At 66.5% G+C, this 23,799-nt stretch carries 23 protein-coding genes; 15 read left to right on the top strand and 8 right to left on the bottom strand.

What is annotated here, in order from left to right; all coding sequences use genetic code 11:
- Positions 1 to 36 precede the first annotated feature (36 nt).
- From BXA00_RS10025 to BXA00_RS10040, 4 genes are all read left to right on the top strand, one after another.
- Positions 37 to 1,014: an AraC family transcriptional regulator gene (locus BXA00_RS10025; protein WP_076518355.1), complete on the top strand. Its 978-nt coding sequence runs from the start codon at positions 37 to 39 to the stop codon at positions 1,012 to 1,014.
- Positions 1,015 to 1,257: 243 nt separating this feature from the next.
- Entirely contained in the window at positions 1,258 to 1,563 is a 306-nt protein-coding gene (locus BXA00_RS10030; RefSeq protein ID WP_076518356.1) for a DUF4148 domain-containing protein, read from the top strand.
- Positions 1,564 to 1,648: 85 nt separating this feature from the next.
- Positions 1,649 to 1,954 (top strand): DUF4148 domain-containing protein, encoded by a 306-nt coding sequence (locus BXA00_RS10035; protein ID WP_076518357.1) that lies wholly within the window; start codon positions 1,649 to 1,651, stop codon positions 1,952 to 1,954.
- Positions 1,955 to 2,106: 152 nt separating this feature from the next.
- Positions 2,107 to 2,703: a TetR/AcrR family transcriptional regulator gene (locus tag BXA00_RS10040; protein ID WP_076518358.1), complete on the top strand. Its 597-nt coding sequence runs from the start codon at positions 2,107 to 2,109 to the stop codon at positions 2,701 to 2,703.
- Positions 2,704 to 2,794: 91 nt separating this feature from the next.
- On the opposite strand, the gene BXA00_RS10045 is transcribed toward BXA00_RS10040, so the two are convergent.
- From BXA00_RS10045 to BXA00_RS10055, 3 genes are all read right to left on the bottom strand, one after another.
- Complete coding sequence (locus BXA00_RS10045) at positions 2,795 to 3,649, bottom strand: cysteine hydrolase (protein ID WP_076518359.1); 855 nt, start codon at positions 3,647 to 3,649, stop codon at positions 2,795 to 2,797.
- Positions 3,650 to 3,984: 335 nt separating this feature from the next.
- Positions 3,985 to 4,602 (bottom strand): TetR/AcrR family transcriptional regulator, encoded by a 618-nt coding sequence (locus tag BXA00_RS10050; RefSeq protein WP_076518360.1) that lies wholly within the window; start codon positions 4,600 to 4,602, stop codon positions 3,985 to 3,987.
- Between the two features lie 138 nt (positions 4,603 to 4,740).
- A complete protein-coding gene (locus BXA00_RS10055; protein WP_076521889.1) occupies positions 4,741 to 6,915 on the bottom strand; it encodes a malate synthase G in 2,175 nt (724 codons plus the stop codon).
- Positions 6,916 to 7,152: 237 nt separating this feature from the next.
- Between BXA00_RS10055 and glcC the strand changes: the two genes are divergently transcribed.
- Positions 7,153 to 7,917, top strand: a complete 765-nt coding sequence (gene glcC / locus BXA00_RS10060; protein WP_076518361.1) for a transcriptional regulator GlcC — start codon at positions 7,153 to 7,155, stop codon at positions 7,915 to 7,917.
- 37 nt (positions 7,918 to 7,954) lie between these two features.
- On the opposite strand, the gene BXA00_RS10065 is transcribed toward glcC, so the two are convergent.
- The 5 genes from BXA00_RS10065 to BXA00_RS10085 form a co-directional block, all read right to left on the bottom strand.
- Positions 7,955 to 9,073: a saccharopine dehydrogenase family protein gene (locus BXA00_RS10065; protein ID WP_076518362.1), complete on the bottom strand. Its 1,119-nt coding sequence runs from the start codon at positions 9,071 to 9,073 to the stop codon at positions 7,955 to 7,957.
- 201 nt (positions 9,074 to 9,274) lie between these two features.
- On the bottom strand, positions 9,275 to 9,670 hold the full coding sequence (locus BXA00_RS10070; protein WP_076518363.1) for a DUF4148 domain-containing protein: 396 nt from the start codon (positions 9,668 to 9,670) through the stop codon (positions 9,275 to 9,277).
- Between the two features lie 266 nt (positions 9,671 to 9,936).
- Complete coding sequence (locus BXA00_RS10075) at positions 9,937 to 10,341, bottom strand: DUF1090 domain-containing protein (protein WP_076518364.1); 405 nt, start codon at positions 10,339 to 10,341, stop codon at positions 9,937 to 9,939.
- A gap of 69 nt (positions 10,342 to 10,410) precedes the next feature.
- Positions 10,411 to 11,337, bottom strand: coding sequence for a 4-hydroxybenzoate octaprenyltransferase (gene ubiA, locus BXA00_RS10080; protein WP_076521890.1), 927 nt, complete (start codon positions 11,335 to 11,337; stop codon positions 10,411 to 10,413).
- 123 nt (positions 11,338 to 11,460) lie between these two features.
- Complete coding sequence (locus BXA00_RS10085) at positions 11,461 to 12,657, bottom strand: PLP-dependent aminotransferase family protein (RefSeq protein WP_076518365.1); 1,197 nt, start codon at positions 12,655 to 12,657, stop codon at positions 11,461 to 11,463.
- 155 nt (positions 12,658 to 12,812) lie between these two features.
- Between BXA00_RS10085 and BXA00_RS10090 the strand changes: the two genes are divergently transcribed.
- The 10 genes from BXA00_RS10090 to aspS all read left to right on the top strand — a co-directional run bounded on the left by BXA00_RS10090 (position 12,813) and on the right by aspS (position 23,696).
- Positions 12,813 to 13,298 (top strand): GAF domain-containing protein, encoded by a 486-nt coding sequence (locus BXA00_RS10090; RefSeq protein WP_076518366.1) that lies wholly within the window; start codon positions 12,813 to 12,815, stop codon positions 13,296 to 13,298.
- Positions 13,299 to 13,639: 341 nt separating this feature from the next.
- Positions 13,640 to 14,554, top strand: a complete 915-nt coding sequence (gene dapA / locus BXA00_RS10100) for a 4-hydroxy-tetrahydrodipicolinate synthase (protein ID WP_076518368.1) — start codon at positions 13,640 to 13,642, stop codon at positions 14,552 to 14,554.
- Positions 14,555 to 14,655: 101 nt separating this feature from the next.
- On the top strand, positions 14,656 to 15,441 hold the full coding sequence (locus tag BXA00_RS10105) for a sterol desaturase family protein (protein WP_076518369.1): 786 nt from the start codon (positions 14,656 to 14,658) through the stop codon (positions 15,439 to 15,441).
- On the top strand, positions 15,441 to 16,349 hold the full coding sequence (locus BXA00_RS10110) for a fatty acid desaturase (protein ID WP_076518370.1): 909 nt from the start codon (positions 15,441 to 15,443) through the stop codon (positions 16,347 to 16,349). The genes BXA00_RS10105 and BXA00_RS10110 overlap by 1 nt, the downstream gene beginning before the upstream one ends.
- A gap of 33 nt (positions 16,350 to 16,382) precedes the next feature.
- Positions 16,383 to 18,308 carry a StlD/DarB family beta-ketosynthase gene (locus BXA00_RS10115; RefSeq protein WP_076518371.1) on the top strand — a complete coding sequence of 642 codons (1,926 nt, stop codon included), beginning with the start codon at positions 16,383 to 16,385 and terminating at the stop codon, positions 18,306 to 18,308.
- The gene (locus tag BXA00_RS10120) at positions 18,305 to 19,201 is read left to right on the top strand and encodes a hypothetical protein (protein ID WP_076518372.1); all 897 of its coding nucleotides are present in this window, start codon (positions 18,305 to 18,307) and stop codon (positions 19,199 to 19,201) included. The genes BXA00_RS10115 and BXA00_RS10120 overlap by 4 nt, the downstream gene beginning before the upstream one ends.
- A 173-nt stretch (positions 19,202 to 19,374) precedes the next feature.
- Positions 19,375 to 20,658, top strand: coding sequence for a putative Na+/H+ antiporter (locus BXA00_RS10125; RefSeq protein WP_076518373.1), 1,284 nt, complete (start codon positions 19,375 to 19,377; stop codon positions 20,656 to 20,658).
- 204 nt (positions 20,659 to 20,862) lie between these two features.
- Entirely contained in the window at positions 20,863 to 21,189 is a 327-nt protein-coding gene (locus tag BXA00_RS10130; RefSeq protein ID WP_076518374.1) for an FmdB family zinc ribbon protein, read from the top strand.
- 16 nt (positions 21,190 to 21,205) lie between these two features.
- Complete coding sequence (locus BXA00_RS10135) at positions 21,206 to 21,871, top strand: DUF502 domain-containing protein (protein WP_076518375.1); 666 nt, start codon at positions 21,206 to 21,208, stop codon at positions 21,869 to 21,871.
- Between the two features lie 40 nt (positions 21,872 to 21,911).
- Entirely contained in the window at positions 21,912 to 23,696 is a 1,785-nt protein-coding gene (gene aspS, locus BXA00_RS10140) for an aspartate--tRNA ligase (protein WP_076518376.1), read from the top strand.
- The last annotated feature ends 103 nt before the right edge of the window (positions 23,697 to 23,799 follow it).

A 23,799-nucleotide genomic window follows, 5' to 3' on the forward strand; every position in this document is an offset into this window, starting at 1 on the left:
GGTTTTGCTGCACTTGGCGCGAAGCGCCTGTAATCCATGCCCGCCCGCGTCCCTGCGTCCTTGCCCGTCGTGCCTCTGCTCGATCCGTACACCGCGCCTGCCAAGCCCCACGAGTGGTGGCGCGGCACACTCCCGACGGTGCCTCAGACCGACGACTGGGAAAACGTCATCCAGTGCGTGCATCGCGTCGAGGAAGGCGTCAGCGTCGTGGTGTTGGATGGCTGCCCATCGGGGGCGCTGACCCTGCCGGCGCCCGGCGCGCCGGTGTTCGGCATGCAGGTGTGGTTGGAGGGCGGCGCGATCCTGGCGCTGGACGGAGGCAAGCCGTTGAACCTGTCGGGCGGCGCGGCCTTGCTGTTCAACCACGAGCAGGCGGTGGGCTGGACCACGCATCTGTTTGCGAAGCAGCGGGTGCGAATGGTGGATATCCGCTTTACTCCAGACGCCTTGGCGCGGGCGGGCGACACGGCGCCCATCGCCCTGTTGCGGCAGCGGTTTTCCCACGATGTGAGTGTGCCGGCGCACGGTTCGCTGGTGGCCACGCTGGACGCGCCCGCCAGCCTGCTGGCGTTGGCCGGCGCACTCTCCCGCGATGCGCCGTCGGCGCCCGAAGCACGTCGACTCTGGTATCGCGCCAAGTCATTGGAAATGCTGGCGGCCTTCGTGCAACTGTTGTCCGTGCCCGAATTGCCGAAGAGCCTGGCCGGGCTGGAACACCGGCGGTTGCATGAAGCGTGTCTGCTGTTGCGTGAACGCTGTACGGAACAATGGCCGCCTGGCCGTCTGGCGCGGATGGTGGGGTTGTCGGAAAAACGCCTGCAGCAATTGATGCGGGAAACCGTGGGCCGATCGGTGCACGCGTACCTGAGCGATGTGCGGCTGGCGAGAGCCGCGGAATTGCTGCGCGGCGGCATGAGCGTGACGCAGGCGGCCGGGGATCTCGGGTATTCGAGCCTTAGCCATTTCAGCAAGATCTTCAAGGCGCGGTACGGCGCTTCTCCGCGGTCTTGGTGAGCGGACGGCAAGGTCCGATACGTGGCATTTCCGAGTCAGACATAAATTGTTTCACTTTACCGGCTTGTGCTGTCTATCTAGTAGTAGGTAAGATTCATCCATCGACGCAGCCCACCCAACCAAAACCGCCCGGCGCCGAAACCAGAAATACAGTAGGACCGCTTTTTTATTTCCCTTTTCATCTACCTATAAGTAGATAGCTAACTGAAACGCACACTGCAACTTTCAACTCGGAGATTGACCATGAAGACCCTCGTATCCGCCCTGATTCTTTCCGCTTCCTTCATCGGCGCCGCCCAAGCCGGCGAACTGGACTACCCGCCCGCCCTGGACACGCACAGCACGGTCACCCGCGCCCAAGTGCAGCAGGAACTGGCTGAAGCCCGCGCCAACGGTGAGCTGGTGTTCGGCGAAGAAGGCTACGCCGCCGCCCCGATCGCTCAGGCAGGCGACAAGACCCGCGCCCAGATCAAGCAAGAACTGGCCGCCGCGCGCGCCCAGGGCCTGACCGAAGGTGGCGAACTGGACTACCCGCCCGTCCAAGGCTGATTTTTTTTCGACCTCGTATCTATCTATATATAGATAGCTTTAATCCGACCACGACGCATCACCCCACACTATCTGGAGAATCCTCATGAAGACCCTCATTTCCGCCCTGATCCTTTCCGCTTCCTTCATCGGCGCCGCCCAGGCTGGCGAGCTGGACTATCCGCCCGCCCTGAACACCCAAAGCACGGTCACCCGCGCCCAGGTGCAGCAGGAACTGGCTGAGGCCCGCGCCAACGGCGAACTGGTGTTCGGCGAAGAAGGCTATGCCGCGACCGCGTTTGCCCACGCCGGCGACAAGACCCGTGCCCAGGTCAAGCAGGAACTGGCCGCTGCCCGCGCCCAAGGCCTGACCGACGCCGGCGAACTGGACTACCCGCCCGTGCAAGGCTGAGCCAGATGGCAATCGATGCGGACCCCGTGCGGCGGGATCGATCCCGGCCGGGGTCCGCAGGCAGTGTCGGGCGCCTTGAGCGGCCCTCTCGGCCAGGCCGATAAGGGACCGTCCCAATGACGAACCGATCTATTAGTAGGTAATATGCAGCCATGGATACCCCGACTTCCAACACCACTCGCGAACTGCTTCTGGCGCACGCCGAGAAGCTGATCCGCATGCGCGGATGCAACGGCTTCAGCTACCGCGACCTGGCTGAACATGTGGGCGTCAAGACGTCCAGCATCCACTACTATTTTCCCGGCAAGGACGACCTGCTGTATGAAGCGGTCGAGGCCTACAGCACGCGCGCGCTCGGCGCGGTGCGCGCCATCGATACGTCATTGCCGGCGCAGGCGCAGCTTGATAAATACCTGTCGATGATGGAATCGGCCGCGTGCGGTTCCGGTGAACTCTGTCTGGGCGGCATGCTGGCTGCCGACGTGATGAGCCTGTCCGAAAGGGTCCGCGGCGCGCTGCAGGGGTTTTTTCGCGCGCACGAAGCCTGGCTGGCCCGCGTATTGGCCGAAGGCGCCGCGCAAGGCACCTTGAAGTTTTCTGGCACGCCCGACGCTGCGGGGCGGGCCGTGTTCGCGACGATCCAGGGCTGCTTGCTGGTGTCGCGCCTGTTCCAGCAGCCGCCCGCGTTGTGCGAGGCGATCGGCGCGCTTTACGTCGAATGCGACGGCAAGGCCGGGCACGACGCCTGAACGCCAACCGCTGCATTTCGCACGCTCCTTCACGGCCGCCTTGCCCACGCAGGCGGCCGTTGTCATTGGGCGTGCGCCGCGCGGGACGGCGTTACGCCAGCGCGCGCGCCATGTCGGTGCTGGCGCGCTCCTGCACGCCCAGGTCCCGCATGCGTTGCAGGAAGGTCGCCTGCGCCTGGGCAAAGCCCGCGACGGGACTCATGCAGTCGGTCAGCAATACGATGCGAGACAGGTTGCCGCCGGGCAGGTGCTCGGCCAGATGTTCGACCGTGGCCTTGACGCAATGGCTGCCCGCTTCCCCCGCCACGAGGATCAGGTCGGCGCGGTCCAGCGAATCGAGCAGGCCGCGGTTGAGCTGGCTGCGCGGGTCGTCGGCGTCGGGCACTTCGGCCATGAGCGCGCTGTAGTGTTCGGTCCAGGGATTGGCGCCCTTGGGCACCTTGCGCACGATGAACTGGCGCGCTTCTTCCCAGCGGCCGTAGGCGGCGCGCACGTCGGCATGCACGTTGTGCCCCCATGTGCCGATCTCGCAGTGGACGGGCCACGCCATCAGCGTGTAGCGCCCGCGGGCCTCGAGTTCGTCCAGGTACGCCAGCGTGCGCGGCAGATCGTCGTCGTGGCGCGGCACGAATTCGCCGGCGCGCAACTGGGCGGCCGTGATGGGGGTAAACGGCGCGACCGGGTCGCCATTGCCCGCGCGCCAGAAGGTCGGGTGCGCGATGTCCAGCCGATGGTGCGAATCCAGCGTGACCGTGATCGAGGTGAGCGCGTGCGCCGTCGCATCGATAAAGCGCGCCAGCCGTTGCATGTCGGCGTGCGCGCCCGCGACCGGAAGCGCGGGCCGGTGGGCAAGGCCTGTGAGCGGATCCGTGGGCAGATACGTTTCGGGCAGGTCGCAGAAATCATTCTGCGGGTCGACGATCAGCAGGTGTATGGAGCGCGGCATGGCATGACGGGAGGGTGAAGACCGGACTATAGAACGAGATCCCCGACCTTAGAACACTTGGACCAGTTAGTCAGAACTGCAGGTCAGCAGATCAGGTCAGCAGATCAGGTCAGCACATCAGGTCAGCACATCAGGTCAGAACAGCACGAGATGGTCTGCGCGGTCGGGAAGCTGGCGCAGCAGGGAGCGCCAGCGGCGCCAGATCACGGCGGAAACGCCGATTGCGCCCAGGGGAATAAGAATCCACATGCCTTGCTCCTGTCAAGATTCGCACGATCGTGCGAAATTAGGGAAAAGAAAGGCCGGCGACCTGCCGGCGCTGGCGGGGACCAGGGCTACTCGATGGTCTTGAAGCTGCGATACGTGGAAATCAGCCGCTCGTAGGCGGCCTTGACGCGCTCCGGCGCCTTGGGGTCCCGCAGGAAGCGGGCGTCATGCATCAATCCGATCATCAGGCTGTAGATCTCGAATACGAGCTGCTGCGGATCGGTGTCCGGGCGCAGATGCCCGGCCTCCAGCGCCTGGTCCACAGTGCGCACCATCGCCGCGCGCCAGCGCCTCAGGTTGTGTTCCAGCACCGAGCGCAGCGGGGAGTCGACGTCGTCGTACTCGAAGGCGCCGGCGACATAGATGCAGCCCGTCAGCGTCTCGACGTTGCTGGCGCGTTCGATCCACAGCGACACCAGGGCATTGAGGCGAGGCAGGCCGCGCGGATAGGCCATGGCGGGCGTGAAGACCGCCGCGACGAAACGCCGGTCGTATTCGTCCAGCACCGCCTGTTGCAAGGCCTCAAGGGAGCCGACGCGGGAGAACACGCCGCTCTTGCTGATGCCCAGCCGCTTGGCGACCTGGCCCAGCGAAAGGCTTTCCATGCCTTGCGCGGCCGCCATGTCCAGGGCCGTGTCCACGATGGCCGCGAAGGTCAGTTCGCTTTTTTCGGTTTTCGCTGTCATGCGGGGAATTTAGCACGACCGTGCGAAAATGCCCGGGTTTTTAAATCGGGCCGCAACATCGGGCCGCAACATCGGGCCAAAGAAAATGCCGGAACAGCATCGCTGTCCGGCTTGGCAGTTCCCAATACAGGAGGGGAATCAGGCGCGCGCGGCCTTGTATTCCAGGCGGTACTTGTGCAGGAGGGGCTCGGTGTAGCCGTTGGGCTGCGTCAGCCCTTCAAAGACCAGCGCGCAGGCGGCCTTGAACGCCAGCGACGTATCGAAGTTGCCCGCCATCGGCTGGTAGAGCGGGTCGCCCGCGTTCTGGCCGTCCACCACCTTGGCCATGCGCTGGAAGGTTTCCATGACCTGGTCGCGGTGGGTGATGCCGTGGCGCAGCCAGTTGGCGATGTGCTGGCTGGAGATCCGCAGCGTGGCGCGGTCTTCCATCAGCCCCACGTTGTGGATGTCGGGCACCTTGGAGCAGCCCACGCCCTGGTCGATCCAGCGCACCACGTAGCCCAGGATGCCTTGCGCGTTGTTGTCGAGTTCCTGCTGGATATCCGCGGCCGACCACTTGGAGGGATCGCCGACCGGGACCGAGAGCAGCCCGTCCAGGAGTTCGTCGCGCACGCTGTCCAGCCGGGTGCGTTCAAGTTCCTGCTGGACCGCCTGCACGTCGACCTGGTGGTAATGCAGCGCGTGCAGCGTGGCGGCCGTGGGCGACGGCACCCAGGCGGTGTTGGCGCCGGCCTTGGGATGCGCGATCTTCTGCTCGAGCATCGCCGCCATCAGGTCGGGCATGGCCCACATGCCCTTGCCGATCTGGGCGCGGCCGCGCAGGCCCGAGTCCAGGCCCACCAGCACGTTGTTGCGTTCGTAGGCGGCGATCCAGGCGCTGGACTTCATGTCGCCCTTGCGCAGCATGGGGCCGGCTTCCATGCCCGAGTGCATTTCGTCGCCGGTGCGGTCCAGAAAGCCCGTGTTGATGAAGGCCACGCGCGACGCCGCGGCCTGGATGCAGGCCTTGAGGTTGACGCTGGTGCGGCGCTCTTCGTCCATGATGCCCATTTTCAGGGTGTGGCGCGGCACCTTGATCAGGTCCTCGACGCGGTCGAAGAGTTCGTTGGCGAACGCGGCCTCGGCGGGGCCGTGCATCTTGGGCTTCACGATGTACACGGAACCCGTGCGGGAATTGAGCTTGTTGTGGCGGTCATGCAGCGCGGCCAGGCTGGTGACGACGGCGTCCAGGATGCCTTCGGGGATCTCCTGTCCGTCGCGGTCCAGCACTGCCGGATTGGTCATCAGGTGTCCCACGTTGCGCACGAACATGAGCGAGCGGCCATGCAGCGTCAGGGGCGAGCCGTCCGGACGGGTGTAGCGGCGGTCGGCGTTGAGCTTGCGGGTGAAGGTCTTGCCGCCCTTGGTGACTTCTTCGGTGAGGTCGCCCTTCATCAGGCCGAGCCAGTTGCGGTAGATCTGCACCTTGTCGTCGGCATCGACGGCGGCGACGGAGTCTTCGCAGTCCATGATGGTGGTGAGCGCGGCTTCGACCACCACGTCTTTCACGCCCGCCGCGTCCGTGCTGCCGATGGGGCTGGCCGGGTCGATCTGGATTTCGAAGTGCAGGCCGTTGTTCTTGAGGAGGATTGCGGTGGGGGCGGAGGCGTCGCCCTGGTAGCCGACGAACTGCGCGCCGGACTTCAGGCCGGTGGCGCCGCTGGCGAGCGCCACGCGCAATTGGCCGTCTTCGACGGTGTAGCCGTGGGCATCGGCGTGCGAGCCCTGCGCCAGCGGCGCGGCGGTGTCCAGGAAGCTGCGCGCGCGGGCGATGACGGCTGCGCCGCGTTCGGGGTTGTAGCCCTTGCCGGTGTCGCCGGGCGTGGCCGGAATGGCGTCGGTGCCGTAGAGGGCGTCATAGAGGCTGCCCCAGCGCGCATTGGCGGCGTTCAGTGCGTAGCGCGGATTGGACATCGGCACGACGAGCTGCGGTCCCGCCTGTTGCGAGATCTCGGTGTCGACGTTGTCGGTGGTGGCGCGGACGGACTCGGGCTGCGGCAGCAGGTAGCCGATGCCTTCCAGGAACTTGCGATAGGCGGCGGCGTCCGTGATTGGACCGGGATGGGCGCGGTGCCAGGCGTCGAGCTCGGCCTGCAGCCGGTCGCGTTCGGCGAGCAGGGCGCGGTTCTTCGGCGCCAGATCGTGCACCAGGGCGGCGAAGCCTTGCCAGAAGCCGTCGGCATCCAGGCCGGTGCCGGGCAGGGCTTCCTGTTCGATGAATTGACTGAGATCGGCCGCCACTTGCAGGCCGTGGTGCTGGGTGCGTTGAGTCATGCGGGTCTCTGGCGATGAATAGGGATGGACAGCGCGGCGCGCCGGTCCAGGCGTGCTGACATCATCGTTCGCGTGCGCGTCGATGTCCATACGAAAACCCGCTGGTCATACCAGTTTATTCGCCCGCTGCCGGGCAAAGGTCCTATTTTTATGGTTTGATATCAGCCACTTACAGAGGCATTGCCATGGCCCGCGAGCGCGGGCCACACATGGTCATACCACTGGTCCGGAGATCGCATGCACGCGGAAACTGAAGAAAGGCCCCGCCAGGTGGCGGATGAAGTGGCTGAACGCATCGAGCGCCTGATTCTGGACGGCGTGCTCAAGGCCGGCCAGGCCCTGCCGTCCGAACGGCGTCTGACAGAAAAGCTGGGTGTTTCGCGCACGGCGCTGCGCGAGGGCCTGAAGCTGCTGCGCGCGCGCGAGATCATCCATACGGCGCAGGGCAAGGGTTCGTTCGTGGCGCGCATCTCGAAGGTCGACGCGGGGCCGTTGATGCACCTGTTCAATTCGCAGCCGCGAACCCTGTACGACCTGCTGGAAGTGCGGTCGCTGCTCGAGGCCGAATCGGCGCGGCTGGCGGCCATCCGCGGCACGGAAGCGGATTTCATCATGATCCGGCGCCGCTATGACGAGATGGTGTCGGCGCAGGGCGCGGCCACCGACACCGCCACGCACGCGCATCTGGACCATGCCTTCCACCTGGCCATCTGCGAAGCCTCGCACAATCCGGTTCTGGTGCACACGCTGCAATCGCTGACGGACCTGCTGCTGGGCTCGGTGTTTGCGTGCGTGAACAACCTGTACCACCGCGAACCCGAAAAGCGGCAGATCGACCGCCAGCACACGCGGCTCTTCAATGCGGTGATCGGGCGCCAGCCCGAGCAGGCGCGCAAGGCCGCGGCCGACCACGTGGACAGCGTGCGCCAGAGCCTGTCCGATATCGAACAGGAAGAGCAGCGCCTGGTGCGCGCGACGCTGCGCCTGGAAGGCTGGACGTAGCATCGCGCGGCGCGCAGCGCCTGGACTCGGTCAGCGGTCAGCGGTCGGCGACCGCGCAACCGGCCAGCGCCAGCGGCTTGCCCGCGTAGATGCGGCCAAAGCGGTTGCTCAACAGCGCGTCCAGGCCGATGGCTTCCTGGCCCACGAACCCCTGTTGCGGCAGCACGCCCATGGCCACCAGATCCAGCGCCGCGCAGATGCCCGCGGCGGTCGAGAGCTGGATGGCGCTGAGGCGATGGCCGTCGACTTCCGCGCCGAACACGCGGATCGGGTAGGACTCTTCTTCCAGGCGGCCACGGCGGTAGCCGGAGGCAGACGCCTGGATGACGATCACGTCCTGTTCGGTGGTGGGAATGGCCGACTCGAAGATGTCCTTGAGCAGATCGCGGCGGTCGCGCAGCCGCAGGTCATTGAGGAGCAGCTTCATGATGCTGCAGTGGCCGGGATAGCGCACCGACTTGTAATCCACGTTGCGCGCGCGGCCCAGCAGCGTCGCGGGCAGGGTGCCCAGGCCGCCGGAGGTGTTGAAGGCCTCGTATTCCACGCCGTCCAGCGCGAAGGTTTCGTAGCCTTCCAGGGCGGGGACGCTGGTGAGTTGGCCGTCGACGATGGCTTCGCAGGGGTTGCAGTATTCGTTGATCAGCCCTTCGGTGCTCCACGTCAGGTTGTAGCGCAGGCTGTTGGAGGGATAACGCGGCAGGGCGCCCACGCGCATGCGCAGGTCCAGCAGGGTGTCGAAACGGCGCGCCAGCGCGTTGCCGACGATGCCGATGAAGCCCGGCGCCAGGCCGCATTGAGGCATGAGCACCGTGCTGACGCCTGTGGCCAGCGCCTGGATGGCATGGGTGCTGGCCACGTCCTCGGTCAGGTCGAAATAATGCACGCCGGCCTTCGCGCATAGGCCCGCCACCGCAATGGCGCGGTGAAACGGCAGCGCATTGACCACGGCGTAGGCGCCTTCGATGCACCGCGCCACGCTGGCGTCGTCGCCGATCTGGCGCGTTTCGCATCCCAGCTCGGCCAGCACCGCGAGGCGCCCGGCGTCCTGGTCGGCGACCAGGACGGTGTAATCGCCGCTGCGTTCCAGCATCAGGGCGATGGCAAAGCCGATCTTGCCGGCGCCCAGCAGAACGATGGATTTGGTGTGCGTGGACATGGTGCTGCTCCTGCAATGTGAGGGAGGGAAGTGGCCTCATCCTATGCGGGAGCGCTGTCGATTTGTAGCTGCAAAAGTGTCGTAACGGCCTAAGTTGCAGGCGATATGACCAAATCGAACGTCGAAACGTCAATGACAAAGCCCTCCGGCTTGTGGCCGGAGGGCTTTGAGAGGCAAATCGCGCCCGAGCGGGCGGTGCGATCAGCTGCCCATGTGGGGCGGGTAGTCCATGTTGCCGAAGGTCACCAGGCCTTCCGCCTTGGCCTGGGCCAGTTGCGATTCGACCTGGGCGCGGGTCAGCGACGTGGCGGTTGCCGACGCGGCGACGGGCGGGTAGTCCAGGTTGCCGAAGGTGACTTGGCCAGCGTTCTTGGCCTGGGCCAGGTCAGCCTGGACTTGTTGCGAGGACAGGCTGGACTTCTGCACGATCGGGGCGGGGTAGCCTTCTTCGCCGAAGGTGTATTGGCCCGAGGCCTTGGCTTGTTGCAGTTCGGCCTGGACCTGGGCGCGGGTGGGGCCCTGGTCGGCTTCGGCGGCTTGAGCGCCAGCGGCCAGAACGGACATGGACAACATCAATGCGGTAGCAAGGGTTTTCATGGCAGACCTCCGATGTCTTGTGAGCTTGGGATCCGAGCCGCTGGCCTGATTGCCGAGGGCTCGCTTGCTGTGTCCCGATGAGAGGCATTCTGTGCCTAAACAACCCTGGGATAAACCCTTATTCTCAGAAAACATCTTTCCAAAATCATGGCTAATCGATTTGAATTAACCATGTTGGCACCATGGGTGGCGATATTTCCACCGGGTGACAGGTCATGTTCCTGGCCGACGCGGGCCGGCCAGGCGGCGGCGCGTATCGCGCCTTTTCAGCGGTTCAGCTCGGCCAATGCGGCGTCGTAGTCGGCCTGGGCCTCTTGCAGCTTGCGCTGCGCCTTGTCGATCTTGTCCTGCTTGCCCTTGGCGCGCGCTTCCTTCAGTTCTTCCTGCCGCTCGGCGACTTCGGCTTGCTTTTCGCGCACCTCGGCTTCGCGCTGCGATTGCAGGCGGCTGTCGGTGCAGTTGGCCTTGGCTTCGGCCAGCGCCTTGCGCAGGCCCGCCTCGCGGCGCGAATTGTTCTGCGCCTGGGCGGCGGCGATGTCGTTTTCGATGTGGCAGAACTTGGCCGCGCAACCGCGCAGCGCGGCGCAGTCGGAGGCGGCCTGTGCGGGCAGCGCGCCAAGCAGGGCGCACGCGGCGGCGGCGGCAGTCAGGGATTTGATCATTGCGGGCATGCGGTGTCTCCGTGACGGTGGGGCGGAAGCCCCATCATCCCCCGAGCGCGGCAGGCCCGCAAATGCGCCTCAGCGGATCAGCGCGCCCGCCAGCGCGGCCACGACCAGGAGGGCGCCCAGCCACAGATTGGCGCGAAACAGCATGAAATTGCGGTCGGGGCGCTGGATGTCGAAGACCTTCAGTTGCCAGGCGAGGTGCGCGGCCACGGCCGCCATCCCCACCTGATAGGCCCACGACAAGCCCATGGCATGGCCGCCCCAGGCCCAGAGCAGCACGGTGCCCAGGTAGAACCCGCCGATCCACAGCTTGCCCTGGTCGCCAAACCGCATGGCGGTCGAGTGCAGGCCCAGGCTGCGGTCGTCGCGCACGTCCACGTAGGCGTAGATACTGTCGTACCCCACCTGCCACAGCACCGCGCCCAGCCACATGGCGATGGCGGCCAGCGGGACGTGGTTCTGCGTGTCGGACCAGGCCATCAGCATGCCCCAGTTGAAGCAGATGCCCAGCACCACCTGCGGCCAGTACGTGACGCGCTTGCACAGGGGATAGATGAAGACGAACGGCAGCACGGCCACGGCCAGCCAGCGGCTCATGTCGTTCAGGAAAAAGAGTAGCGACCCGCAGACCAGCAACTGGCCGAGCAGGAACCAGACGGCGTTCTTCATCGTCAACTGGCCGCTCGTCAACGGACGGAAGCGCGTGCGTTCCACGTGCTTGTCGAAGTTGCGGTCGCACATGTCGTTGACGGTGCAGCCGATGCCGCGCATCAGCAGCGCGCCCAGCGAGAACACGATGAGCCGCTTGAGGTCGGGCAGGCCGCCCGCGGCCTGCACCAGCGCGGCGATGGCCGGCAGCAGGGTCAGCCAGGTGCCGATGGGCCGGTCCAGCCGGCACAGGCGGGCATAGGGCCGCCACGACTTGGGCAGCCAGCGTTCGACCCAGTCGGTGAAGACGATGTCGCTGAGATCGGTAGGGGATTGTTGCGAAGCGCTCACTGTCACGGTCAGGAATCGGTCGGGAAAGCCGACAGCATAAAACAACGGCCGGGCATCGCGCCCGGCCGCAACCAGATCAGGGCCGCAGCAGGCGCCGCCGAAGCGGGCCTGCCCCGGCGGGCCTTATTCGGCCTTCAACAGCTTGCCGAGGATGGCGATGCCGGTGCGGATCTTGTCTTCCGGCACGGTGGCAAAGCTCAGGCGCAGCGTGTTGCGCTTGCCTTCGCCGCTGTAGAACGGCGCGCCGGGCACGAACGCGACGTTCTGGGCGATGGCCTTTTCCAGCAGCTTGGTGCTGTCGATGTGCTCGGGCAAGGTCAGCCAGATGAACATGCCGCCTTCGGGCTTGGTCCAGGTGACGGTGGCCGGGAATTCCTTCTGGATGGCGTCCAGCATGCAGCTGCCCTGGGCGCGGTAGATCTCGCGCACGTTGGGCAGGTGCTCGGCCAGGAAGCCGTCCTTGACGATCTCGTACACGGCCATCTGGGTCAGCGTGGGCGTGTGCAGGTCGGTCGCCTGCTTGGCTTGCACCAGCTTGTTGATGAGGGCGCGGCCGGCGGCGATATAGCCCAGGCGCAGGCCGGGGGCCAGCACCTTGGAGAACGTGCCCAGGCGCACGACGTTGGCGCCGTATTCCTTGGCCAGCGTGATCAGGCCGGGCTGCGGCTCGCCGGCGTAGCGCAGTTCGCCGTAGGGATCGTCCTCGACGATGGTCAGGCCCAGTTCGGCGGCGCGCTTGACCAGCGCGATGCGGCGCTCGAGGTTGAGGGTGCGGCCGGTGGGGTTCTGGAAATTGGGCAGGGCGTACAGGAAGCGCGCGCCGTCGGCCAGTTCGGGGGTGATGGCTTCGGGGATCAGGCCGCCTTCGTCGGTGGGCACCGGCACGAACTTGGGCTGGTACAGGCTGAACGATTGCAGCGCGCCCAGGTAGCTGGGGTCTTCGACCAGCACCTTGCTGTCCTTGTCGATCAGCACCTTGCCCAGCAGGTCCAGCGCCTGCTGCGAGCCGGACACGATCAGGACCTGGTCGGGGGCGACGTCGGCGCCGGCCGCGGTCAGGTCATCGGCGACCCACTTGCGCAGCGGGGCGTAGCCTTCGGTCGGGCCGTATTGCAGGGCCGCGCGGCCGTTGGTGGACAGGACCTTGTCGAATGCTGCTCGTACCACCTCTACCGGAAAGCCGCCCGGCGCAGGCAGGCCGCCCGCGAACGAAATGACTTCAGGGCGCTCGGTGACCTTGAGGATCTCGCGGATGGCGGAGCTGGTGAGTTGCAGGGCGCGTTCCGAAAAGGAAAACGCAGGTTCGATAGGCTTGTCCATGGAGTGCTTCTTGATCAAGAAGGGTGGGTCGGGTGATGCGTTTGACAACAAAGTATTGTCCCACACGGTAACAGCCCGACCCCTTTAATGGGCGGAACATCGGTGGAACCCCTAAAATCACCTGCATCGATAACCGCCTGTACAGTTACATTTCCATGTTCGAAGCCGCTCCCATCGTCGCCGATTCCAAGGCTGCCCTGTACGCCGAACTCGCCGTCCAGGCGCGCGCCCTGCTGCAAGGCGAGCCCGACCGCATCGCCAATGCCGCCAACCTGAGCGCGCTGGCCTTCCAGGCCTTGCCCGACCTGAATTGGGTGGGCTTCTACTTCTTCGACGGCACGGAGCTGGTGCTGGGGCCGTTCCAGGGCAAGCCCGCCTGCGTGCGCATCCCGCTGAACCGCGGGGTGTGCGGCGCGGCCGCCAGCCAGCGCCAGACGCAGCTCGTGCCGGACGTGCATGCCTTCCCCGGCCACATCGCCTGCGACGCGGCCTCGCGCTCCGAAATCGTGGTGCCGCTGGTGCACCGGGGCGAGCTGATCGGCGTCTGGGATGTGGACAGCCCCGTGCCGGGCCGCTTCGACGAAGACGACCGCAAGGGCATGCAGGCCCTGTGCGAGGTGTTCATGGCCACGCTGGCCTGATCCCCGGGCCGGGCCGGTCGCCTGCCCGGATTCGCTACCTCGTTGACACCGCTGCGCGCGCCCGGTAGATTTCCGCAACCGTCGCCTCATCGCGCTTCGCCATTTCATGATTCCTCAGGCCCACCAGACTGCTGCACGTATCCGCGCCCTTGGCGTGGTGCTGGCTGCCGCCGGCCTGAAATCCAAAAAACAGCCGCTCATCTGACCGGAGCATGCTGTTCCGTCAGATGGGCGACGGAACAGCGGCCTCCTGGCGGCGCGTTTGCGCCTCCGCGCGCACCCCCTGACATCCCGAGCACTTCTGTACGGTCCCACCACGGTCCTACCGAAGGAGTGTTCTCATGCAATCACATCAATCTCTGTTCCAGGGCGTCTGGGTGCCGCTGGTCACGCCGTTTTCGGGCGGCGCGGTCGACGGCGGGGCCCTGCGCCGCCTCGTGCGGCACTACGCGGCCGCAGGCGTGGACGGGCTGGTCGTGTGCGGCAGCACCGGCGAGGCCGCCTCCCTGGATGACGCCGAGCAGCTTGCCGTGCTGGACGCGGTGCTGGCCGAAGCGGGCAGCCTGCCCATCGTCATGGGCCTGGCAGGCAATCACCAGGGACACGTGCTGCAGCGGCTGTCGGCGTTCGGCACCCGGCCGCTGGCCGGCATCCTGGCGCCTGCGCCGTACTACGTGCGCGCCGGCCAGGAAGGCGCGGCCGCGTACTTCCGCTGCCTGGCCGACGCCTCGCGCTTTCCGCTGGTGCTCTACGACATTCCCTACCGCACCGGCACCACGCTGGACACGTCGACCCTGCTGGCGCTGGCCGCGCATCCCAACATCGCCGCGATCAAGGACTGCGGCGGCTCCCTGGAAAAGACGGTGGCGCTGATCGCCGACGGCCAGATGAACGTGCTGGCCGGCGAGGACCTGCAATCGCTTTCTGTGCTGTGCCTGGGCGGAACCGGCATGATCGCGGCCGCCGCGCACCTGCGCCCCGACCTCTTCGTGGCCATGCACCGCGCGGTGCGGGACCAGCGGCTGGACGAGGCCAGGGCGCTGTTCCACGCGCTGTCGCCGGTGATCCAGCGGGTGTTCGCCGAGCCCAACCCGGGACCGCTGAAGGCGCAACTGGCGCGCCAGGGGCTGCTGTCGAACGAGCTGCGCTTGCCGATGCTGCCGGCCAGCGCGGCGCTCGCAGAGCGGCTGGAGGCGGCCGTCACGGCGCTCGATTGCCAGTTTCCCGTGGCGGGAGCGACCCTGCGCGCGGCGTGAGCGCTTTGTGGCGTCCGGATTCAATTGGTAATAATTGACTCGCCCGGACGCTGACGGATTGCTTATCATGCGGCCATTCTTCAGGGTGAAACAAAACCTTCATGGGTCAAGCTTTCGAAGCCTTGTCCGCCTGGCAGGTGATGCTGGCGGGGCTGCTGTTCTTTGGCGGCATCTACCTGGTCTTTGGCGCGGCCACCTGGCTGTTGACCCGGCATGTCCTGCCGGCGCTCGGCCTGGGCCGCCCGCTCGACCCGCGTCCGCTGGCGCCGGGCCAGTTGCGGCGCGAGTTCGCGCAGTCCGGCTTGTCGATCCTGCTGTTCGGCACCGGCATGATCTTCCCGTGGGGCCTGCTGCAACTGGGTTGGGCGCGCCTGGACCCGGACGCGAGCGGGTTGCAGATCGTGCTGGAAATCCTGGCGCTGGTAGCCTGGAACGACGTGCATTTCTGGATCAACCACCGCCTGCTGCACACGCGGCTGCTGCGCCGTTTTCACCTGCCGCACCACCGCTCCGTCGTCACCACGCCGTTTTCGACCTACAGCTTTCATCCCATCGAGGCGCTGATGCTGGGCAACGTGATCCTGCTGCCCATGGTGGTGCACGACTTCAGCTTCTGGTCGCTGGCGTCGGTGCCGATCTTCAGCCTGTTCTTCAATTGCATCGGGCACGCCAATTACGACTTTTTCCCCAAAGTGTCGTACGCGCACTGGTTCGCCGCCAGCCGGCGGCATCATCTGCACCACGCCTGCTACAACGGCAATTACGGCTTCCAGTTCACCTTCATGGATCGCCTGTTCCGCACGCGGCTGGGCGCGCAGGCGGCGGAGCGCCAGCTTGACGCCTACCGGCAGCGCGAGCCGGGCGCCGGCCAGCGGGGCAACGCATAGTGGCGGCAGTCCTGGGTCGGCGCCGCGGACTGCCGGCGCTGCGCAACCGGCGCGACTGGCAGAGCCTGGCCTATCTGGCCGCGCTGCCCGCGCTGGCGGCGTGGCAATGGGCCTACGGGTTCTGGTGGCCGCTCTATGCGTTGATGCTGTTCCTGACGCTGGGCATCGGTGTCATCCATCACAACCACACGCACATCCGGATGTGGCGCGGACGGCGCGCGAACCGGATCACCGACTTCTGGATCACGCTGCTGCAGGGGCACCCCACCTTTGTGTTCTATCCGGCGCACGTGGCCAATCACCACCGCTACAAGCATGGCGCGCGCGACGTGGCGCGCACCTACCGTTTCGGCGGCGACACGAACCACCTGTGGGGTTATGTCATCCATCCCGTCCAGGCGGTCTGGGTGCTGTATCCGCTGTTCTTCGCGTGGCTGGGGCGGCTGCGCCGCCACTGGCCCGGCGCGTGGCGTTACTGCATGGCGCAGTACGGCGCGTGGCTGGGCCTGTGGGCCGGCCTGATCGCGCTGAACCCGGTCAAGGCGCTGGTGTTCGTGATCGTGCCGCAGCTCCATGGCCTGCATTGGCTGCTGGCCACAAATTACCTGCAGCATGCGCACGCGGACGGCGGGCCACGGCACGTGGCCGGCCTGAACTACGCGCGCAACTTCGAGGGCCTGGTCAACCCGCTGCTATTCAATATCGGCCTGCATACCGCGCATCACGAGCATCCGCGCGCGCACTGGTCCGAACTGACCCGCCTGCACCGCGACCACTATCGCGGCCGCGTGCGAAGCGAACTGAATGAACGCGGCCTGACGCCGTATATGTTCCGCGTCTTCATCCTGGGCGCTTTCGTTGCGCGGTTTCGCAGCCGTTCCTGCATGGCGCCCGAGCACGTCCGCTAGCGCCGCATTGCCACCCTTCACCAGAGATCCGCCATGCCTATTGCGTTTCATCGTGTCTACCTGGAGAGCGCCGGCTATTTCATGCCGGGCGAGCCCGTGTCCAACGAAGCGATGGACAGTTACATCGCGCCGCTGAACCGCATGTCCAGCCGGATCAAGAGCCGCATCCTGGCCGAGAACGGCATCAAGCAGCGTTACTACGCCATCGATGCCGACGGCGCGACCGTGTTTTCCAACGCGCAGCTCGCGGCCAACGCCATCCGCGACTGCCTGCGGCGCCACGACACCGATCTGTCGGCCGTGTCCCTGCTCACGAGCGGATCGTCGGGCGGCGATGCGCTGATGCCGGGTTTTTCGAACATGATCCAGGGCGAGCTGGCCGCGCCGCCCATGGAAACGCTGTCGGTGCATGGCATCTGCGCCGCGGGCGTCTCGGCCATCCAGGCCGCCGCGCAGGGCGTGGAGCTGGGGGCGCATGCCAGCGCCCTGGCCGTGGCGAGCGAACTGCCGTCGCGCCTGTTCAAGCGCTCGCGCTTCGCCGCGCGCGGCTATGACGCGGATTTCGACGCGCACTTCCTGCGCTGGATGCTGTCGGACGGCGCCGGCGCGGTATTGCTGGGCAACAGCGGCCGGCCGCTGGCCGGCGCGTCGCAGGGCGTGCGCCTGCGCTTGAAGTGGGTGCACCAGCGCTCGTTCTCGGGCGACTACCCCGTGTGCATGCAGCTCGGGCTGTCGGCGGACCGGAGCAAGGGGCACCTGGACTACCCGTCCTGGAACGAGGCCGAAGCGGACGGCGCGCTGTCGCTGCGCCAGGACATCCGCCTGCTGCCGCATCTGTTCGATATCGGCATCCATGAATACGCCAAGCTGGTGCGCGACGGCTGGGTGGATCCGGACCAGGTCGACCACTTCCTGTGCCATTACTCATCCGAGAAATTCATCCCCGTGGTGGAAGACCTGATGGAGAAGGCGGGCCTTGCGATCCCGCGCGAGCGCTGGTTCAGCAACCTGGCCTGGCGCGGCAACACCGGCGCCGCGTCCATCCTGATCATGCTGGCCGAGTTCCTGGAGACGCGCGAGGTCAAGCCGGGCGAGCAGATCTTCTGCTACATCCCGGAATCCGGCCGCTTCATGGCGGCCTACATGCTGCTGGAAGCCGAGGCGGTCCACGCCAGCGCCAGCGTCGCCGCCGCAGTGCCCGCCGCCGCCGCGCGCCAGGACGCGGCGAGCTTGGACGCCGAGGCGATCGCGCCGCCGCACGATCCCGACATGGCCCCGCAAGGCCTGGGACAACTGCTGACCGAGCTGGCGTCCATCTGGCACGACTACCGCTCGCGCGTGTGGCGCACGCCGGTGGTCAGGCGCCTGCGCGAGCGCCGGTTCCAGACCGCGGACTACCTGACCTGGATGGAGAACTGGATCCCGCAGGTGCGCGAAGGCAGCAAGTGGATGCGCGAGGGCGCCGCCTCGCTGTCCGAGCAGTACGCGCCCCTGGCCGCGCTGATCGACACGCACGCGGGCGAAGAGCAGAACGATTTCCAGATCCTGTTCCAGGACTACCGCACGGCGGGCGGCACGGTGGACAACATCGACGCCCTGCGCCGCAATCCCGGCGGCGAGGCGCTCAACGCCTATCTGCACGGGCTGGCGGCCACGCGCGATCCGATCGGACTGCTGGGTGCGATCTACATCATCGAGGGCACGGGACAGCGCATCGTGCCGGCGTTGCTGCCGCTGCTCAAGGCAAGCCTGACGCTGCCGCCCGACGCCTTCCGCTTCCTGGAATACCACGGCCACAACGACGAGCACCACCTGGCGCGGTGGCTGACCGCCGTGGAGCTGGTGCTCGATTGCGACGAGGACGGGCGCGCCGCGCAGCGCATCGTCGACACGGCGCGCCGCACGGCGGCGCTCTACCTGATGCAGTTTCATCATGTGATGGAGGCGGACGCGGCATGAACAAGGAGCCCGAATTCCTTGCCCGGGAACACGATCCCGCGGACCCGAGCCCCTGGCTCGCGCTGTACCTGGACCGCAGCACGCCGCTGCCGGACAAGGTCAAGAAGGCCTGGCTGACGGACTCGAGCTGCGCGTCGCGCCAGTACCTGCTGCCGTTCCTGCGGCCGATCGCACGCGCCTTCATCATCCTGATCCAGGTCATCAAGACCTTCCTGCCGCGCCGCTGGTCGCATTCGAAGCTGCTGCACCGCATCCTGGCCTGGGGCCTGAAGCGGTTCGTGTCGCCCGAGGCCAATTGGCTGATCCTGCGGCATTTCCACCTGGGCGCGCAGGCGCTGGCCTTCATCGCCGCCAACTCGCCGGTGCCGATCACCACGACGCCGCTCGAGCCGATGGAGATCGACGACCTGAAGGACGATCTCTTCGTCAAGCACGACCTGAATCTCTTTAACTTCGTCATCCGCCTGAACCAGGCGCTGCGCGATGCGGGCGTGGAGATGCATGCGCCCCAGACGGTGGACTTCTCCATGCTCCGCGACCCGCCGATCCGGCTGGAGGACATGCCGCGGGGCAAGCTGAACTTCCTGGATCTGCAAAGCGCCATCGAGCTTTTCACGCCGCTGTACCAGTTGATGCTGACCGACAACGACTTCTGGCGCGCGGCCAATTCGCTGCAGCTGGACGAGACCATCGGCATCTATGCGGCCAAGCTGCTGGGGGCGCCGCAGCACCTGATCCTGGTCAACAACAACCATCCGCTGGTGCCGCTGTCGACCCTGCGCGCGGGCTATCGGCTGGTGCTGCACGGGCTGTCCACCGAGATGCTGCACAGCCTGCTGATGGAGATGAAAGCGGCGCAGGCGGGCGCCGAACCGCCGGCCCCGATCGCGTAGAAAAGACGGCAGGGATCAGTGTTGACCCGGCGTTACATCGTCCGGCCGGTGGGCTATATTGCGACGCTTGTCCGACAAGCCTGCCGGAACGTGTATCTGTTGCGCGGCGCGCCGTCGCGCGGCGGATCCGCCCGACGGCGCGCCGCGTGAACCCGTTACAGGAATTCCCCTACATGCCCCAGCCGCTAGAGGTCATCGCCACCATTCTGTTCGCCGTGGCGGTCCTCCATACCTTCTCGGTTCCCTTCTTCGCGCGGCTCGCGCATCGTGGCGGACCGCATGCGGGCTTCTGGCATCTGTTCTCCGAAGTCGAGGCCGTCTTCGGCGTCTGGGCGTTCGCGCTGATCGTGACGATGGCATCGCTGGGCGGCCCCGCCAGCGCCATCGCGTACATGGACACCCGCAACTTCACGGAGCCGTTGTTCGTCTTCGTCATCATGGTCGTGGCCGCCAGCCGGCCGATTCTGGAGCTGGTGGGTCTGCTGGTCCGCGTCGTGGCCCGGGCCTTGCCCCTGCCGCGCGAACTGTCCACCTTCTTCGTGGTGATGGCGATGGTGCCGCTGGGCGGCTCGTTCATCACCGAGCCCGCCGCCATGACCCTGGCGGCCATCCTGTTGCGCGATGCCTACTTCCGCACCAGCGGCCGGGCCGGCTTCAAGTACCTGACCCTGGGCGTGCTGTTCGTGAACGTGTCCATCGGCGGGGTGCTGACTTCATACGCCGCGCCGCCCGTGCTGATGGTCGCGGGCACGTTCGGGTGGGATGCCGCCTTCATGCTGCAGCATTTCGGCTGGCGCGCCGCGGTCGCGGTGTGCCTGAACGCCGGCCTGCTGACGTTCATCTGCCGCAAGGCGCTGATGGAGCACTCGGTGGGCACCGGCGGCGGCGTGGACGCGCCGCAGGGCGCGGGCAAGCGTGCGCCGGTGCCGGCCATCGTGATCCTGGTGCACCTGGTCTTCCTGATCGCCGTGGTGCTGACGGCGCATCATCCCGCGATTTTTATGGGCCTGCTCATGATGTTCATCGGCTTCTCGGAGGCCTACAAGCGGCACCAGGACCGCCTGATGATCAAAGAGGGCCTGATGGTGGGCTTTTTCCTGGCGGGGCTGGTGGTGCTGGGCGGCTTGCAGAAGTGGTGGCTGCAGGACCTGCTGGGCGGACTGGAACCGTTCCTGCTGTTCTGGGGAGCCACCGCGCTCACCGCCATCACCGACAATGCGGCCCTGACTTATCTGGGGTCGCTGGTCGAAGGCACCAACGAGACCTGGCGGTACATGCTGGTGGCCGGCGCCGTGACCGGCGGCGGGCTGACGGTGATCGCCAACGCCCCGAATCCCGCGGGCTTCGCCATCCTGAAGAACCATTTCCCCGACGGCAGCATTTCCTCCGGGCGCCTCTTCCTGTGCGCCCTGGCGCCCACCCTGGTGGCCGCGGCGATGTTCCTGCTGCCCGTGTAGGGCAGGGGCCGCCGGGCCCCGGGGCCGCGCCGGGGGCGGCGGCTTCCGGCCGGCAGGCCGGGCAGGCCTGCGATGCTTTAAGAAAAACCGCTAAAATTCAACACTTTCCCGTATTTTTCCGGCCTAGCCCAGCCGCCGAGCCCTGCGCCCGCGCAGGCGGACCGGCGGAATTTGATATGCCCGGCTTGCGCCTGGGAGCCCTCGATGCCCATCTACGCCTATAAGTGCAGCGCCTGCGGCCACGCCAAAGACGTCTTGCAGAAGATCTCCGATGCGCCGCTTTCGGATTGCCCCGAATGCGGCCAAAGCACATTCTCCAAGCAGGTGACCGCGGCTGGATTCCAGCTCAAGGGCTCCGGCTGGTATGTCACGGATTTCCGTGGCAATGGCAATGGCAATGGCGGCGGCAGCGGCCAGGGCGCCGCGCCGGCCGGTGCGCCGGCGGCGTCCGCCGAAAGCGCCGCGCCCGCCGCGGCGCCGGCTGCAACGCCCGCCCCGGCGGCGCCTGCTGCCGGCGGCACCGCCGCCTAGAGCCCGCGCGATGCGGATGCGCGTCTTCAAGAAGTACTTCATCACCGGCCTGCTGATCTGGGTTCCCCTGGTCATCACGGTGTGGGTACTGGGACTGCTGGTCGCCACCCTGGAAGGGTTCGTGCCCGGTTTCCTGTCGTCCGAATCGCTTTTCGGCATCGACATTCCCGGTTTCCGCTTCGTCCTGGTCATCGTGGTGGTGCTTCTGACTGGCGTCTTCGCAGCCAACCTGATCGGCCGCACCATGGTGGACCAGTGGGAAAGCCTGCTGGGCCGCATCCCGCTGGTGCGCTCCATCTACAACTCGGTCAAGCAGGTCAGCGATACCGTGCTTGCCCCCAACGGACAGGCGTTCCGCCGCGCGGTGCTGGTGCAGTATCCGCGGGCCGGGGCCTGGACCATCGCCTTCGTCACCGGCACGCCCAGCGGTGAAGTGGCTTCCAGCCTGCCTGGCGACCACATCAGCGTGTACGTGCCGACGACGCCGAACCCCACGTCCGGCTTTTTCCTGATGGTGCCTCGCGAAGAGGCGATCGACCTTCAGATGAGCGTGGACGCGGCATTGAAGTACATCGTTTCCATGGGCGTGGTCGCCCCGGTCCCGGCGGCGACGCCCGCGGTCCGGCCGGCTGCGCTCTCTCCGGCGCCGGGCGTGCACGACGCACCCCGCGCCGATTCGTAACCCTTACGCTCAAACCAAGCACACAACGGAGTCATCCCGCATGCGTACCTGCTACACCGGCCAGGTTTGCCGTGACCATCTCGGCCAGACCGTCACCCTGTACGGCTGGGTGAACCGCCGCCGCGACCACGGCGGGGTCATCTTCATCGACCTGCGCGACCGCGCGGGCCTGGCCCAGATCGTGTTCGATCCGGACAACGCCGCCTTCGCCACCGCCGAGCGCCTGCGCAACGAATTCTGCATCCGCGTCACGGGCCTGGTGCGCGAGCGTCCGGCCGGCACGGCCAACGCCGAACTGGCCTCGGGCGAGGTCGAAGTGCTCTGCAAGGAAGTCGAAATCCTGAACGCGTCGGTCACCCCGCCGTTCCAGCTCGATGACGACAACCTGTCCGAGACCACCCGCCTGACGCACCGCGTGCTGGACCTGCGCCGCCCGCAGATGCAGCGCAACCTGATGCTGCGCTATCGCGTGTCCATCGAAACCCGCAAGTTCCTGGACGAGCTGGGCTTCATCGACATCGAAACCCCCATGCTGGCCAAGAGCACGCCCGAAGGCGCGCGCGACTACCTGGTGCCCTCGCGTGTGAACGCCGGCCACTTCTTCGCGCTGCCGCAGTCGCCGCAGCTCTTCAAGCAGATGCTGATGGTCTCGGGCTTTGACCGGTACTACCAGATCACCAAGTGCTTCCGCGACGAAGACCTGCGCGCCGACCGCCAGCCTGAATTCACCCAGATCGACTGCGAAACCTCGTTCCTGAACGAATTCGAAATCCGCGAGATCTTCGAGAACCTGATCCGCCACGTCTTCAAGGTGGTGCAGGGCGTCGACCTGCCGTCGCCGTTCCCCATCATGCCCTGGACCGAGGCGATGCGCCGCTACGGCTCGGACAAGCCGGACCTGCGCGTGCAGCTTGAATTCACCGACATCACCGACGTGATGCGCGACGTGGACTTCAAGGTGTTCGCCGCCGCCGCCACGGCGCCCGGCAGCCGCGTGGTTGCCCTGCGCGTGCCGGGCGGGGCCGAGATGTCGCGCAGCGAGATCGACGCCTACACCCAGTTCGTCGGCATCTACGGCGCCAAGGGCCTGGCCTACATCAAGGTCAACGACGTGGCCAAGGGCCGCGACGGCCTGCAATCGCCCATCGTCAAGAACCTGCATGACGCTGCGCTGGCCGAGCTGGTCAAGCGCACGGGCGCCCAGGACGGCGACATCATCTTCTTTGGCGCGGACCGCGAGAAGGTCGTCAACGACGCCATCGGCGCGCTGCGCGTGAAGATCGGCCATAGCGAATTCGGCAAGAAGACGGGTCTGTTCACGGCCGGCTGGAAGCCGCTGTGGGTGGTCGACTTCCCGATGTTCGAGTACGACGAGGAAGACGGCCGCTACACCGCCGCCCACCACCCGTTCACCAGCCCCAAGGACGGCCACGAAGACTTCCTGGAATCCGATCCCAGCAAGGCGTTCGCCAAGGCCTACGACATGGTGCTGAACGGTTGGGAAATCGGCGGCGGCTCGGTCCGTATCCATCGCGAAGAAGTGCAGAGCAAGGTGTTCCGCGCGCTGAAGATCGGCGCCGAGGAAGCCCGCGAGAAGTTCGGCTACCTGCTGGACGCGCTGCAGTACGGCGCGCCTCCGCACGGCGGCATCGCCTTCGGCCTGGACCGCATCGTTACGATGATGACCGGCGCCGAATCGATCCGCGACGTGATCGCCTTCCCGAAGACGCAGCGCGCCCAGGACCTCCTGACGCAAGCGCCGTCGGAAGTTGACGAGAAGCAACTGCGCGAGCTGCACATCCGCCTGCGCAACGTCGAGAAGTAGCCCCCCCCGAAGCGCCTGCGGCGCCTCCCCCCAGGGGGCCCGCTGGCGGACCGGCGGAGCCGGATCCGCGGCGCTGCGCTTGCGGTGCGCTCGCGCACAGGCA

Source organism: Achromobacter sp. MFA1 R4 (assembly GCF_900156745.1).
Lineage (GTDB): Bacteria > Pseudomonadota > Gammaproteobacteria > Burkholderiales > Burkholderiaceae_B > Achromobacter.